The organism is Marinobacter sp. (assembly GCF_052094685.1).
In the GTDB taxonomy this organism is placed as follows: domain Bacteria; phylum Pseudomonadota; class Gammaproteobacteria; order Pseudomonadales; family Oleiphilaceae; genus Marinobacter.
Genome location: NZ_JBQDKB010000045.1, coordinates 1 through 13,608, shown reverse-complemented (window position 1 = coordinate 13,608; position 13,608 = coordinate 1). Strand labels below are relative to the sequence as shown.

At 52.5% G+C, this 13,608-nt stretch carries 16 protein-coding genes; 11 read left to right on the top strand and 5 right to left on the bottom strand.

Annotated features, from left to right (window positions below; translation table 11 throughout):
* The first annotated feature begins 84 nt into the window (after positions 1–84).
* The 5 genes from ACTH3S_RS10565 (at position 85) to ACTH3S_RS10545 (ending at position 4,794) form a co-directional block, all read left to right on the top strand.
* Positions 85–1,296, top strand: coding sequence for an acyl-CoA dehydrogenase family protein (locus ACTH3S_RS10565; RefSeq protein ID WP_441808974.1), 1,212 nt, complete (start codon positions 85–87; stop codon positions 1,294–1,296).
* A gap of 92 nt (positions 1,297–1,388) precedes the next feature.
* Positions 1,389–2,207, top strand: coding sequence for an SDR family oxidoreductase (locus ACTH3S_RS10560; RefSeq protein WP_441808973.1), 819 nt, complete (start codon positions 1,389–1,391; stop codon positions 2,205–2,207).
* Between the two features lie 31 nt (positions 2,208–2,238).
* A complete protein-coding gene (locus ACTH3S_RS10555; RefSeq protein WP_441808972.1) occupies positions 2,239–3,303 on the top strand; it encodes a phosphotransferase family protein in 1,065 nt (354 codons plus the stop codon).
* Positions 3,304–3,316: 13 nt separating this feature from the next.
* Complete coding sequence (locus ACTH3S_RS10550; RefSeq protein WP_441808971.1) at positions 3,317–4,006, top strand: histidine phosphatase family protein; 690 nt, start codon at positions 3,317–3,319, stop codon at positions 4,004–4,006.
* Between the two features lie 17 nt (positions 4,007–4,023).
* Positions 4,024–4,794 carry an SDR family oxidoreductase gene (locus tag ACTH3S_RS10545; protein ID WP_441808970.1) on the top strand — a complete coding sequence of 257 codons (771 nt, stop codon included), beginning with the start codon at positions 4,024–4,026 and terminating at the stop codon, positions 4,792–4,794.
* On the opposite strand, the gene ACTH3S_RS10540 is transcribed toward ACTH3S_RS10545, so the two are convergent.
* Positions 4,791–5,705, bottom strand: a complete 915-nt coding sequence (locus ACTH3S_RS10540) for a DUF6279 family lipoprotein (RefSeq protein ID WP_441808969.1) — start codon at positions 5,703–5,705, stop codon at positions 4,791–4,793. The genes ACTH3S_RS10545 and ACTH3S_RS10540 overlap by 4 nt on opposite strands.
* Before the next feature lie 159 nt (positions 5,706–5,864).
* On the opposite strand from ACTH3S_RS10540, the gene ACTH3S_RS10535 reads away from it, so the two are divergent.
* Positions 5,865–6,122, top strand: a complete 258-nt coding sequence (locus tag ACTH3S_RS10535; protein WP_441808968.1) for a DUF2798 domain-containing protein — start codon at positions 5,865–5,867, stop codon at positions 6,120–6,122.
* 32 nt (positions 6,123–6,154) lie between these two features.
* On the opposite strand, the gene dacB is transcribed toward ACTH3S_RS10535, so the two are convergent.
* Positions 6,155–7,723 (bottom strand): D-alanyl-D-alanine carboxypeptidase/D-alanyl-D-alanine endopeptidase, encoded by a 1,569-nt coding sequence (gene dacB, locus ACTH3S_RS10530; protein WP_441808967.1) that lies wholly within the window; start codon positions 7,721–7,723, stop codon positions 6,155–6,157.
* A gap of 258 nt (positions 7,724–7,981) precedes the next feature.
* Between dacB and ACTH3S_RS10525 the strand changes: the two genes are divergently transcribed.
* Together ACTH3S_RS10525 and ACTH3S_RS10520 are read left to right on the top strand one after the other, a co-directional pair.
* Positions 7,982–8,749 (top strand): glutathione S-transferase N-terminal domain-containing protein, encoded by a 768-nt coding sequence (locus ACTH3S_RS10525; protein WP_441808966.1) that lies wholly within the window; start codon positions 7,982–7,984, stop codon positions 8,747–8,749.
* A 102-nt stretch (positions 8,750–8,851) separates the two neighbouring features.
* The gene (locus tag ACTH3S_RS10520) at positions 8,852–9,265 is read left to right on the top strand and encodes a GFA family protein (RefSeq protein ID WP_441808965.1); all 414 of its coding nucleotides are present in this window, start codon (positions 8,852–8,854) and stop codon (positions 9,263–9,265) included.
* On the opposite strand, the gene ACTH3S_RS10515 is transcribed toward ACTH3S_RS10520, so the two are convergent.
* Together ACTH3S_RS10515 and ACTH3S_RS10510 are read right to left on the bottom strand one after the other, a co-directional pair.
* Positions 9,259–10,383, bottom strand: a complete 1,125-nt coding sequence (locus ACTH3S_RS10515; protein ID WP_441808964.1) for a PQQ-dependent sugar dehydrogenase — start codon at positions 10,381–10,383, stop codon at positions 9,259–9,261. The genes ACTH3S_RS10520 and ACTH3S_RS10515 overlap by 7 nt on opposite strands.
* A gap of 233 nt (positions 10,384–10,616) precedes the next feature.
* On the bottom strand, positions 10,617–11,066 hold the full coding sequence (locus ACTH3S_RS10510; RefSeq protein ID WP_441808963.1) for a YaiI/YqxD family protein: 450 nt from the start codon (positions 11,064–11,066) through the stop codon (positions 10,617–10,619).
* 145 nt (positions 11,067–11,211) lie between these two features.
* Between ACTH3S_RS10510 and ACTH3S_RS10505 the strand changes: the two genes are divergently transcribed.
* On the top strand, positions 11,212–11,550 hold the full coding sequence (locus ACTH3S_RS10505) for a zinc ribbon domain-containing protein YjdM (RefSeq protein ID WP_441808962.1): 339 nt from the start codon (positions 11,212–11,214) through the stop codon (positions 11,548–11,550).
* Positions 11,551–11,676: 126 nt separating this feature from the next.
* Complete coding sequence (locus ACTH3S_RS10500) at positions 11,677–12,186, top strand: copper chaperone PCu(A)C (RefSeq protein WP_441808961.1); 510 nt, start codon at positions 11,677–11,679, stop codon at positions 12,184–12,186.
* 69 nt (positions 12,187–12,255) lie between these two features.
* Here ACTH3S_RS10500 and ACTH3S_RS10495 read toward each other — a convergent pair whose 3' ends face one another.
* Complete coding sequence (locus tag ACTH3S_RS10495) at positions 12,256–12,432, bottom strand: CCGSCS motif protein (protein WP_441808960.1); 177 nt, start codon at positions 12,430–12,432, stop codon at positions 12,256–12,258.
* A 258-nt stretch (positions 12,433–12,690) separates the two neighbouring features.
* Between ACTH3S_RS10495 and ACTH3S_RS10490 the strand changes: the two genes are divergently transcribed.
* Complete coding sequence (locus tag ACTH3S_RS10490; protein WP_441808959.1) at positions 12,691–13,575, top strand: GGDEF domain-containing protein; 885 nt, start codon at positions 12,691–12,693, stop codon at positions 13,573–13,575.
* Positions 13,576–13,608 lie beyond the last annotated feature (33 nt).

The window sequence follows — 13,608 nt, the reverse complement described above, 5'->3', positions numbered from 1 at the left end:
GTAATAGTTTGGGTAACCTTAGACTGATCTCAACGTGCTTATATTCACTGCACCAGCCTGTGCATTCTCTGTGAGGAATCGGCAATGGATTTCAGTATCTCCGAAAAAGGTCAGGATTATCTTAAACGTGTTAAAGCCTTCATGGCGGAAGAAATCTTCCCGATAGAAGCTCAATACAATAAAGAACTGGCATCCCTCAAGAACCGTTGGGTTGTGCTACCAATCATCAAAGAGTTGAAAGAGAAAGCCAAGACCCAGGGTTTATGGAACATGTTCTTCCCGGATGAAAAGCACGGTTGTGGCCTGCTCAACTCAGATTATGCGCTGATTGCTGAAGAAACCGGCCGTAGCTTTATCGCGCCAGAAATCTTCAACTGTAATGCGCCAGACACCGGCAATATGGAAGTGCTGATTCACTATGGTTCCGAAGAGCAAAAAGCTGAGTGGCTGCCCCGCCTGCTCAGTGGAGAAATTCGCTCAGCGTTTTGTATGACTGAGCCGGCTGTCGCGTCATCCGATGCAACCACCATGGAAGCAACCGCTGTAGTGGATGGCGATGACGTGGTTTTGAATGGCCGTAAATGGTGGAGCACCGGTGTGGGGCACCCAGACTGCAAGGTCGCCATTTTTATGGGGCTGTCTGACCCGGATGCAGACAAGCATCGTCGCCATTCGATGGTGTTGGTTCCCATGGATGCGCCGGGCGTTACGGTCGAGCGTATGCTCCCGGTATTTGGTGAATACGATGAGCCCTACGGCCACGGTCAGGTTTTGTTCGATAACGTGCGTTTGCCAAAGAGTGCCTTTATTGCCGGGCCTGGTCGTGGTTTTGAGATCGCTCAAGGACGTTTGGGGCCAGGCCGAGTGCACCACTGCATGCGTGCCATTGGGGCAGCTGAGCGTACGCTTGAACTGCTGATTAAGCGAGCTACAAGCCGTGAGGCGTTCGGTCGCCCACTGGCAAAGCTTGGCGGTAACCCGGATATTATTGCCAACGCCCGTATGTCTATTGAGCAGGCGCGTCTGCTGACGCTCAAGTGTGCATGGGCCTTGGATGCCAAGGGCATTGCAGGGGCTATCCAGGAAGTGGCAATGATTAAGGCGGTTATTCCCAATATGCTACAAACTATTGTGGATCAGGCAATTCAGATTCACGGGGGTGCCGGGGTGAGTGATGATGACTTCCCGCTGACTCAGCTATTTGCTTATGCTCGTGTTCTGCGGCTGGCGGATGGGCCAGATGAGGTGCATCGTGCCACGGTGGCTCGCCTTGAGTTGCGCAAGTATAAAAACTGAAGACTAACGAAAGTGATGCGAGGAGCCCTCCGCTGGCTTCGTCCTACGCTGAAGCAGAAGCTTCGCTTTAAAAACAAATAACGGACAATCACATGACACAAAGAGTATTCGTAACAGGTGGCGCAAGTGGTCTTGGTCGTGCTATCGCACTGCGTTATGCCAAAGAAGGCGCGAAGGTGTGTATTGGCGATATCAATTCCGAGCAGGGCGCGAGCGTTGAGCAGGAAATTAACAACGCCGGTGGCGAAGGTTATTTTGTGGCCTGTGATATTCGAAGGCTGACGGATCTGGAGAAAGTGTGTGCAGACCTCACCCAAAAGTGGGGTGGTGTGGATGTGGTGGTAAATAACGCAGGTGTGGCCTCTGCCGGTTCGATTGAAGATTCCACGATGGCAGATTGGGAATGGATTATTGATATCAACGTGTTGGGGGTTGTGCGCGGGTGTAAGGCGTTTACGCCGCAGTTTAAGAAGCAAGGCTCGGGTACGTTTGTGAATATTGCCTCTATGGCAGGCCTTATGCTGGCGCCGCTTATGGGTAGCTACAACGTGTCCAAGGCAGGGGTGATTGCGTTGTCGGAGACGCTGAGCCAGGAATTGCGGGGCGATGGTATTCATGTGAGCTGCGTGTGCCCGGCGTTTTTCCAGACCAATTTGGCCAGCAGTATGCGTTCGGATCTCCCTGGCATCCAGCAGAATGTAAACAAGCTGATGAAGCGTTCGAGCATTTCAGCAGATCAGGTTGCTGAGGACATTGTGCGCTCGGCGAAAAACAAGGATTTTTGGGTGCTGCCCCATGTGAAAGAGCGGCGCTTGTGGCTGCTCAAACGCTACGCACCCTGGGCCTTCGATCGGTTGATGCACGCCGACAGCAAGCGCTGGATGAGCAAGATGACTCAGGCTAAATCCTGACCCGAACACGCGAACAAGAGGAGAGTCCTGAATGACTCAGATTGATCAGGCTGCGGGTATCCGCGAAGGCGAGGAATTAGATGCCGCGGCAGTAGACCGTTTTATGAAAGGCGCTATTGCAGATCTGACCGGCGAGCCGGTTATTCATCAATACCCAGGTGGCGCCTCTAACCTGACGTACCAGGTGGATTACGGCGATCGTTCCTATGTGCTGCGCAGGCCACCCTTGGGCAAGATTGCAAAATCGGCTCACGACATGTTGCGTGAGGCGAAGGTGATGCAGGCGCTGAAACCGGTGTACCCCTCTGTGCCCGACATTATTGCCATTTGCGATGATCACGAAGTATTGGGTTGTGACTTCTACGTGATGGAGCGGATGAAGGGGATCATTCTGCGTCAGGACTTTCCCAAAGACCTCGACATGAACCAAGCCGATACCCGCAAGCTGTGCCTGAGCGTGATCGACAAAATGGTCGACTTGCACCGGGTGGATGCCAAGGCGGCGGGGTTAGACAAGCTCGGTAAGGGCGAAGGCTATGTTCAGCGCCAGATTGGCGGCTGGAGCGATCGCTTCCGCAAGGCCCGCACCGACGATGTTGGGGATTTTGAAGCGGTTATGTCCTGGCTTAACGACAAAATGCCGGATGATATTGCCCAGGTTGTGATTCACAACGATTTCCGCTTTGACAACGTGGTGCTAAACCCAGACAACCCCTTTGAGGTAATCGGGGTGCTGGATTGGGAAATGGCAACCATAGGTGACCCGTTGATGGATCTGGGCAACACGCTGGCCTACTGGATTGAGGCCGATGACGAAGGCCCGTTCCAGATGCTGCGCCGCCAACCTACGCACCGCCCCGGCATGCTCACGCGTAAAGACGTGGTGGAGTACTACATGGAGAAATCCGGCTTTCGGGCGGACAACTTCGATTTTTATGAGATCTACGGGCTGTTCCGCTTGGCGGTGATTGTCCAGCAGATCTATTACCGCTTCTATCACGGTCAAACCAACGATAAGCGTTTCGCCGCGTTCGGCCATGCTGCTAACTATCTTGAAAAACGCTGCCAGCGTTTGATCTCTGAGAGCTCTCTATAATGGGTACTCTGTAATGGCTACTGTGTACCTTATACGTCATGGCCAGGCCAGCTTTGGCAAAGAAAATTACGACGTGCTGTCGCCTAGAGGTTGGGAGCAGGGCAAGGTTCTTGGCCGCTGGATGAGCGATAAGATAACGCCTGCGGCGATTTTTGGTGGCGATTTACAGCGCCACAGGGAGACCGTTGAAGCCATTGCCACCGGGTATGGTGCGCAGTTACCTGATATGCAGGTAGCGCCAGGCTTCAACGAATTTGACCATATCTCCGTTGTTAACCAGTACCGGCCTGAGTGGCGCGATCGGCAGGTTATGGCGAGAGATCTTGGCGCGTTTCCGAAACCTGCAAAGGCATTTCAAGAGGCCTTTGTCAGTGCGGTGCGCCGCTGGGCCTCTGGCGAGTATGACGCGGAATACCCCGAGAGCTGGTCGGCTTTCAAAGCCCGGGTGCTGTTGGCGTTCGACAGCATGATTGAGTACGCCGACGGCGGAGATGTTCTGGTAGCCACCTCTGGCGGCCCTATCTCGGTTATTTGCCAGCAGCTTCTAAGCCTTGACGATGAGCGGACTTTGTCGTTGAACGAAGTGATTGCAAATACCAGTGTTACCCGGGTTTTGTATTCTGCGGATCGTCGTAGTTTGTCCGTATTCAACAATTACAGTCACCTTGAGGCGGAAGAACCCGCTTTGGTGACCTTTCGATAACAAATTGAGGTGAACGAATGAGCAAAAAAGACCTGTTTGATCTGACTGGCAAGATTGCCCTGGTTACCGGCGCCAGCCGTGGTATTGGCGAGAATATTGCCCGCACGCTGGCAGATTATGGTGCTCACGTGATTGTCACTAGCCGAAAAATTGACGGTTGTGAAGTTGTTGCAAGCAGCATTCGCGACGCTGGCGGCAGTGCTGAAGCCTATGCTTGCCACATTGGTGAAATGGAGCAGATCGACACTATCTGGGCTCATATCGAACAAACCCATGGCAAGCTGGATATTCTAGTTAATAACGCGGCCGCCAATCCCTATTTCGGCCCGGTTGAAGACACAGACATTGGCGCCTTCCATAAAACCGTAGACGTGAATATTCGCGGGTACTTCTTTATGTGCGCTCGCGGCGCTCAGTTGATGAAGAAAAACGGCGGTGGTTCAATCATTAACGTGGCCTCTGTAAATGGTGTAAATCCGGGACATTACCAAGGCATTTACTCGATTACCAAAGCCGCCGTTATTTCTATGACCAAATCCTTCGCCATGGAACTGGGCCAGCAGAAGATTCGCGTGAACGCTTTGCTGCCAGGGCTGACGGACACCAAGTTTGCCAGCGCTCTGACCTCTAACGAAGCGATCAAGAAGCAGGCCATGGCGCATATTCCGATGAAGCGGGTGGCCGATCCAAGTGAGATGGCCGGCACAGTTCTGTATCTGGCGTCGGGTGCCTCAAGCTATACCACCGGTGCCTGTATAAATGCAGACGGCGGTTACCTTACGATTTAATTGCTCGTAAGTGCCCTTGAGGCGACTTCGGAGCTCGGTTGGCAGGTGAGAGCTTTGAAGTCGCCACTCAATTCCGATGCACGTCGACCAAGGTGATCGAGGTGAGAGGGCTTGCTTGCCAGCACAAGATCCTGAATCAGTGAGGTCATGGCCTTGACGCTATTATCCATCATTGCCACATAAGCATCGCCACGTGCGGCCTCGGAGTTGTTGATCAGTTCGGTGATCGTTGCTTTGAAATCTGGACTGTTGCGGTTTTCCAGGGCGAGCAACAAGGCTTGTTGCCAGTTTTGGCGTCCCTTCAGCCAGATTCTAGTCTGCCCGCCGCGGTTTTCTGACCAGTCATTAATGATTCTTTGCTGTTTGCCGCTCAGGCTCCCCAGCCACTGCTCCGTGCGTTTCGCAGTGCGTTCTGCCCGGGCGTCGGCAAGCGCTTCGGCGTTGCCAACCAAAAATTCGTTTTCCATCTCCTGGTGTTTCGCTTCCATATTGCCAGCCAGTTCGTTTACTTGTTCATCGCTTAGGCTAGACAGAAGATTAACTGCGGAGGGCGTTATCTGATGCAGTAGTGGTGGGAGGAACGTCATCAATTGAGTTTGCAGGTTATTCACTTCGTCAGGGCTCGGATTGCCGGCCACTAGATCACGCTGGAGGCTGCTCAGCCACGCTCGGTAACGTGGTAACTCAGTGCTGCAGTGCCACTTTTTCAGGCTTTCAATATCGGCATTCAGTTGCTGCGATTGGGCTTGTGTCAGTGTAACGAACCCCTCAACCCACCACACGATGCCCCAATCAGCGTAACGGTAGGCAAGCCGGGTTGAGCTACACCCAGTTGCCAGAAAAGCCGAGATCAGCACGAGCGCAACCACTCGTCCAACACTTATCTTAAATGAATAGCCAAACTGATCCATATTGCGCCTGACTCGGTAAAAAAGCCTATCGATAAAAGATTGGAAGCTTATTATCATTCCGCCTTTGCGTTTTGTTATTTTACTGTATTAGTTGACCACTATAGTCCTAGGACTTTCAGGTTTGGCAATCCGGAGGTCAGAAACCTACCAGGAGAATTCATGAGCCGAATTAAACCCGCGCGCCTTCGCCAGCTTGTGTTCGGATTTTACATGTCTGGCATGATGTCATTGCTGATGTCTGGGGTAATTACTTTTATCAACACTGGCATGGATAGCGAATTTATTTACCGCTGGATGCCGGCGTTTTTTGTCGCATGGGCCGTCGCGTTCCCGCTGGTAACCTTTATAGCCCCCATGGCAGTGAGACTCACTGAAATGACCCTTGGGCCGGCTTATAAAGACGGTAAGAGAGTGTGAAGAAGCTGCCCCAGCTAAGTTAGGGCAGCTCTTTATTGAATAGACGTCTCGGAACTGCTTGCGTTAGCGCGGGAAAGCGCTGTTCCAGTAGGCGGCCGAAAGTGCAGGGAATAAAGAATCCGATCTAACACAGCCTGACCATTCCAAGCTGGGTCATTATTTACCATGCCCACTACGGCCCAGGTTGTGTTGTTTTCATCCCGTGTAAAGCCGGCGATAGAGCGTACATTCTCCAGGTAGCCGGTTTTAATGCGGCCCTCGCCGTCCATGCCTGCGTTGCGTAGGCGCCGAGCCATGGTTCCATCCATGGCAATAATGGGCATGGATGTCATAAGGTCTGAGGAATAGGGGCTGTTCCAAGCGTGTTGCAGAATTTTCGTGCCTTGTCGGGCGGTGATTTTGCCATGCCGCGTCAAGCCAGCACCGTTGTCGATCACCATCCCGGCAGTATCAATACCCTTCTTTTCTAGCCAGTCATAAATAACCCGAATGCCGGCAACCCGGTCATCGTTCTCGTTATCCAGGCGGTTTTGTGCGCCAATAGTCAGCAATAGCTGCCGCGCCATTACGTTACTGCTCCACTTGTTTATATCCCGCACCATGGTGACAAGATCAGGTGACGTGGTTTTCATAACCAGCCGGGCGCTTTCTGGGGTAATTCCGTTCCGGTCTCCACCGGATACAATGATACCCATCTCTCCAAGCAAAGAGCGGATCATCGAGGCGCTGTATTGCTCGTGGGGTAAAAGGGAAAGATAAGTTGTTGTGCGGCAGCCTTGTGGCAATTCGCCGGTTACCCGCACGGTTACCTTACCGCCTTCCTGGAGTACCGGTACCCAATCAAAATTACGGCGTGACGGGCAGGGTGCTTTGGCAATGGCGGTTACCCGGTTGTCGATCTTAATCTCACTCAGATCTGGCGTGCTCCAAGCCTGAGTGCCCCGCTCATCGGCACGTATTTGGAAGTGCATAAGATTGAGGTTGGTCAGGTAGGCCGATGGCTCAACCAGAAAGGGTGCGAATGGGTTGTTGCCGTTGTCCTCAAATGGAGGAAAGCCGCCATCGACTTCAAAATAGCTGCCATCGAGCACCAGGTCGCCAGTAATGCGGGTTATCCCCATGTCACGGAGTTCCCGCAGGGTTGTCCATAGCCGCTCAAACGTCAGTTTTGGGTCGCCGCCAAAGCGCACATAAAGGTCGCCTTTGAGGGTGTCGCCAACCATATCGCCATTCGTCAGAAAGTCCGTGTCCCAGTGATGAGTGGGACCAAGAAGTTCCAGGGCTGCGTAGGTGGTGATCACCTTCATAATAGAGCCGGGGCTCATGGGCACATCCGCATTGATGCCCTGGTCAAGTCCCGGGCCGTTCAGGGGCACTGCGGCCATGCTCAGCGCTTCTTCGCTGTTTAGGGATTTTGTGGCGTAGTCCCGCATGTCGCTGGCCCAGAGGCGGTTGCCGCTATAGCCTTGCTTGTCATCGTCTGCTGCTAACGCCGATGGTAGGCTTGCCAGGGCAGGAGCCAAGGCAAGTGTAGCGGCCAGAAATAGGGCAGGGCGCCTTGACCGAAGACTGATTTTTCCTGCGCTGTTTGTATGCGGCATACCCGGAATCACCGTGATGGCTACGTGATGAAATGTGCGGAGAAACTCCCTGAATGAACAATAGCTCATCTTTGTCAATTGTACTATGCAGAAAACCTCTACATGACGTTAAAAAATGCCAGTAGCCTGCTTGTTTGTATTGGGGTTTCGTCACTGAGTGTAAGCTGTGTTGCTACCCGCATCCGTTGAGTAAACTAAGCCAATGGAATGTCATGGTATTTGATGATAATGGACAGGTTATCAATAGAAGGACTGATTATGGCTAATATGCTCGCTCACCACGCGAATGTGCTGGGCTCTGTCGCAACATCAACGCTGACCGCCTGGCGTGGATGCCTTGTTGTAAAGGACGTGTCGCAACCGGAGCAGCCCCTTGTGCTTTATGACATGGAAGGATGCCCGTTCTGCCGTCGGGTTCGGGAAGCGCTAACGGCTCTCAATCTGGATGTGCAGGTTCGGCCTTGCCCCAAGGGTTCTGATGTTTTCCGTAAGGAAGCCGAGGCGATCGGTGGCGAACAACAGTTCCCGTTGTTGGTTGATCAAAATACCGATACCGTCATGTATGAATCGGAAGCGATCATCGAGTATTTGTTTCGTCAGTACGCAGGTCGGTCGGTGCCTGGTTACTATCGCGAGCGAGTCTGGCAGCCCGTTCTGGGTTCGCTCGCATCTGTTGCCAGCGCCATGCGAGGGCTGCGCTCTAGGCCAACCAAACAGCCGGAGCAGTCGCTACATTTATGGAGCTTTGAAGGAAGTCCATTCTCTCGTCTAGTACGAGAAAAGCTGTGCGAGCTGGCAATTCCCTACACTCTGCACAACCTGGGTAAGGAGCATTGGACGGAGATTGGCCCTGCCAAACAGCGCATTAAGCCCGGGCCATACAGACCTATCCCCGGTGGAAAACGCGATGCTTTCTTCAAAGCGCAGGGTCGGGTTCAGGTACCTTACCTTGAAGATCCGAATACCGGAGAAGGGTTGTTTGAATCAGCCCGTATACTGGATTATCTGAATGCCCAGTATGGTTAAAAACAATCCGCAAACACGCTGTTTCATGGGCAGCTTGGCGGGTATCATGGCCGGCCATTGAGGCAGTTCTTGAACGCTCAGAACATGATAATCAGGAAGTCTATGTATACCGGCCAATGCCTGTGTGGCGATATTAAATTTGAATACGAAGGCCCCCTTGGCCCGCTCTCTTTGTGCCATTGCAGTCAGTGCCGCCGTGCCCACGGTAGTGCATTTTCTGCAAGTTCTCCGGTGCAAAAGGTGCGCTTCCGGTTTCTGAGCGGTCAGGATCAGCTAACGGAATATGAATCTCGCCCGGGTAAATATCGTGTCTTCTGCGGTCGCTGCGGAAGCCATTTGTACAGCCGCGTGGATGCGATTCCCGGCATTCTCCGTCTGCGCGTGGGCGTTGTCAACGAGCCCTTGGAGAAGAGGCCTGCGCAGCATGTCTACACAGGTTCAAAGTCTGACTGGTTTGAAATTACCGACGACCTCCCCCAGTATGAGAAAACCGAGCGCACGGGCGACCCTCACTGAGCAGGCACTACCCGATATACTTTGCCTTGTGGCGAGTCTGTCAGTAACCACAGGGCGCCATCCGGCCCTGTTCGAACGTCGCGAATCCGTTCTGCGAGTTTGACGAGCAAATCCTCTTCCTCGGTTACCCCCCTGTCTTTAAGTTTCAGACGAACAAGTTTTTGCATTTTGAGCGCGCCTACAAACAGATTGCCTTGCCATTCGGGAAACTCGAGCCCTGTGTAAAACGCCATGCCTGAAGGCGCAATGGACGGATCCCAGTAGTGCAGCGGCTGCGCCATGCCGTCTTTTTCCGTATCCAAGGTGATCGGGAGCCCTGAGTAACCAATACCGTAAGTGATTTCAGGCCATCCGTAGTTGGTGCCCGCCCGTAAAACATTAATCTCATCACCACCTCGTGGGCCGTGCTCGTGAGTCCAGATATCACCCGTTATAGGGTGAACGGACATGCCCTGAATATTTCGATTGCCCCAGGTGAACAGAGTGTTGTTAATGCCCGGATCATCAAGCCCCGGGTTGCCGGGAGCTGCCTCGCCGCTATCGGTAATGCGGTGTACGCCACCGGCATCGTCTTCAGTATCTTGTGCTCGATCCTTATCACCGCGATCGCCAACGGAAATATAAAGATAGCCTGACGCATCAAAGGCCATTCGCGCTCCAAAATGTCGAGATGTGCCAGAGCGGGGCAGGGCTTCGAAGATAACCGTTACGTTTTCTAATCTGTCTTTGTCAAAATTCGCACGGGCGACCCTTGTGGTCATTCCTTCGCTGGTACGGTGAGCGTAACTGAGGAACAGAATTCGGTTTTTTTCAAAACCCGGGTGCAGTACTACATCGAATAGCCCGCCTTGGCCCGTTACAGCAGAGGCTGGAAGCCCCGCAACGGGTTTGGGTGACAGTTCCCCGTTTCGAATAACACGAAGCCTGCCGGCCCGCTCTGTAACGAGCATGGAGCCATCTGGGAGAAAAGCTAAACTCCAAGGATGTTCAAGACTTTCAGCAACCGTTTCCAACCGGAAGTTTGCTTCCTGGGACGTAAAAATTTGGCTTTCTGCCGCAAGGGGTGGGCCGAACAAAGCCAGTGCACTGAACATGATCAGGTGCCGGAAAGAGTGCATTCTATCCTCCCTTTATTGCAAATGATAATCAATACTATTAGTATATTTTATGTGCCTAGCTTGGAATAACGGCACAGACGTTCTTCATACGATCTGTTTACATCATAAGCTAAGGGAGATACAGCCATGACAGCAGAACAGGAGATGATCGAAGGGCTAAAGATTGCAGCGGGGGCCGGTCTTTTTATCGCGCTTGTTGTTACTGGTTTGATTGTGGGCGCCGGAGTTGGAGGCTAGCCCCGATTACGCTGCAGCCATCGATCCAGTTTGTTAGCGAATTCCTTTCGGTCGGTCTGGCTGAACGGAGCCGGACCACCGGTCACCTGCCCGGCGTTGCGCATCTCTTCCATAAAATTCCTCATGGCTAAGCGTTGGCGGATGTTTTCTTTCGTGAAGGCTTGGCCTCTAGGGTTGAACACATCGGCACCCTTCTCGATGGCTTCCGCCGCCAGCGGAATGTCCTGGGTTATAACAAGATCACCGGCGTTAAGCTGGTCCATAATTTCGTTATCTGCCACATCGAAACCCTGCATAACCTGTCTGGCTTTAATGTAAGGGCTGGGTGGTAGTTTAATAACGTGATTGGCAATGAACGTTGTCTGAGTTTGCCAGCGAGTGGCGGCGCGACAAAGAATGTCGCGAATAGGAACGGGGCAAGCGTCGGCGTCAACCCAGATCGGCATATCAACTTCCTTAATCAGTTTGGTTCTGATGGGAAGTGTACCTGTTGTTGCTGTGAGCCTGGTAGTGAGTCCCAACGGATACGGCCGGATTTGCCGGGGCGTTGGTGGTATAGTCCTGTGGAAATTCAATTATCAGGATGCGCTAATGTCTCAACTTCCTCCTTGCCCCCAGTGTGGTTCCGAATACACCTATGAAGACGGTGTTCAGCTTGTTTGTCCTGAGTGTGCCCATGAGTGGACAGAAGCGGAGGTCGCGGCGGACGAAGCGGGCAAAGTGGTGCGCGATGCTAATGGGAACGAGCTTCAAGATGGTGATGCCGTTACGGTGATCAAGGATCTGAAAGTGAAAGGTTCCAGCTCTGTTGTGAAGGTGGGCACCAAAGTGAAGAGCATTCGTCTGGTGGACGGCGATCACGACATTGATTGCAAGGTTGATGGCATCGGCCCTATGAAGCTCAAATCCGAATTTGTAAAAAAGGTTTGATATTTCTGGCTCCGGATCCCGGTAGCTCGCTGCGACCATTCGACGCACCCGGTTACTTGCGTTGAATGGATCTGAACGCAACACTGTAGGCATTGCAGCCTCCACAACGTAGCGACGCGAGACACCATGAAAAAACGAATCACACTGCTGCTTGCCAGTAGCGCACTGATGACATCGATCTTCACAACTCCTGTATTAGCCCATGAGTACTCCCAAGGGGAGGTTGATATTGAGCATCCATGGAGTCGGCCAACTCCGCCGGGCGCACCTATGGGCGTCGGCTATCTGGTTATCAGAAACCATGGAGACAGTAATATCACACTGGTTGGTGCAAGCACGCCTAGGGCCGATGATGTTTCCATCCATGAAACGCTGATGAAAGATGGTGTCATGCGTATGCAGCCGCTTACGAACGGGCTGAGCATAGCGGCCGGAGAAACGGTGGAGCTTAAACCCCATAGTTATCATTTGATGCTGGAAAAGCTCGCGGAACCGCTGAAGGAAGGGGAGAAGGTTCCTCTAACTCTGGAGTTTGAAGGCGCAGAAGCTATGGAAGTTGAGTTAAACGTACAATCACTGGACGCCGGCATGAGCGAGCTGGAAATGGATCACTCCGGGCACCAGATGGATCACTGATTCTTTCCGGAGCAGGCAGAAAATGACGCTTCCAGAGAATAGAGAAAGCGTCATCTTTCAGTTTTATTCTTAAGAGCAACCGCCGCAACAGACGCCTGGATCACCGTGTTTGCCCTTCTTTGGAGTGCTTTCAGGCGTGCTCGCGGGCGTCTCGGCGCGCTCTTCCACTGCGCTACCCTGCAGCTTTTCCGCATTCGCCTTGTTGGCGCTTTTTGGGCTAATTACTTCCTTAAATAATTGCATCATAGAATGTACTCCTGCCACTAGGGCGCGCTTAAGGCTCTCTAAATAAAAAGATTCATGTTAAATGAATGTTATGTGTGTTCAGGAGCGGAGTCAACTGATCTTTGTAGAAACTATGTCCGACATTGTAGGTGCAGGTGCGCCTGTATAGGAAAGCGGCTATTATTGCGGTGTTGCGCTGATGTCCCGGCCTTGTCTCGGCTCCCAGTGACGGCATCTTTGGTGAGGTAGGCTGTATTACCGCAGGGGATTTCGCAGCTCATGGATAGCAAGCATAATATGTCTGGCTCATGGACGCAGAGAGAGCGTGGCCCGGAGTTCTGGAAGGTTGCCCGGCTGGCATGTCAGCTTGCTGGCACCGTCGACGTTTCTTTTTTCTTCCTGTTCCATATTCTTGATTCCCCAATTCTTGCGTGGATCAATGTTATTAGCGTAGCCATTTACGTGGCTGCTTATTGCGCGCTTGAGCGCAAACAGAATCGGCTGGCTATCAGGCTGATCTGGCTTGAAGTGATCGTTCATTCTGCCCTGGGCACCATTATGATCGGCTGGGGAAGCGGTTTTCACTATTACCTGTTGATGTTCATCCCCGCACTCTTCGTTACTATGCCGTTTCAGAAGGCCGTTCTGGCTTTGGCAGGGCTTTGGCTCTATTACGTAGGGCTTGATATCTTGATGTGGTCCATAGAGCCGGTTCAGCCAATATCGTCCAGTGCTTTGTTGGGGGTTCATCTGTTTAACCTGAGCATTGTATTCGCCATGTTCAGCTACCTTTCATATTTTTACCTGAGTATGGTGCTTTCGGCTCAACGCAAACTTCGACTGTTGGCGACCGTTGATTCGCTGACAGGGCTGTTCAATCGGCGCCATGGTAGCTATCTGGCGGAAAAGGAAATCGCCCGATTCCAGCGAGCCGGGCATCCTGTGGCATTCATGTTGCTCGATGTAGACCATTTCAAATCAATTAATGATCGTTATGGCCATGACATAGGCGATAGGGTGTTGACCCAAATTGGGCAATTGATTCCGGAACAATTGCGAACCCAGGACCTTGTTGCGCGCTGGGGTGGTGAAGAGTTTTTGATTATTCTTCCTGATACCGATATTAGCAGTGCTTTGGCCAGTGCATATTCCGGCCCATCATGAACACCCATTCCGGGCCAACGTGAACACCTACTC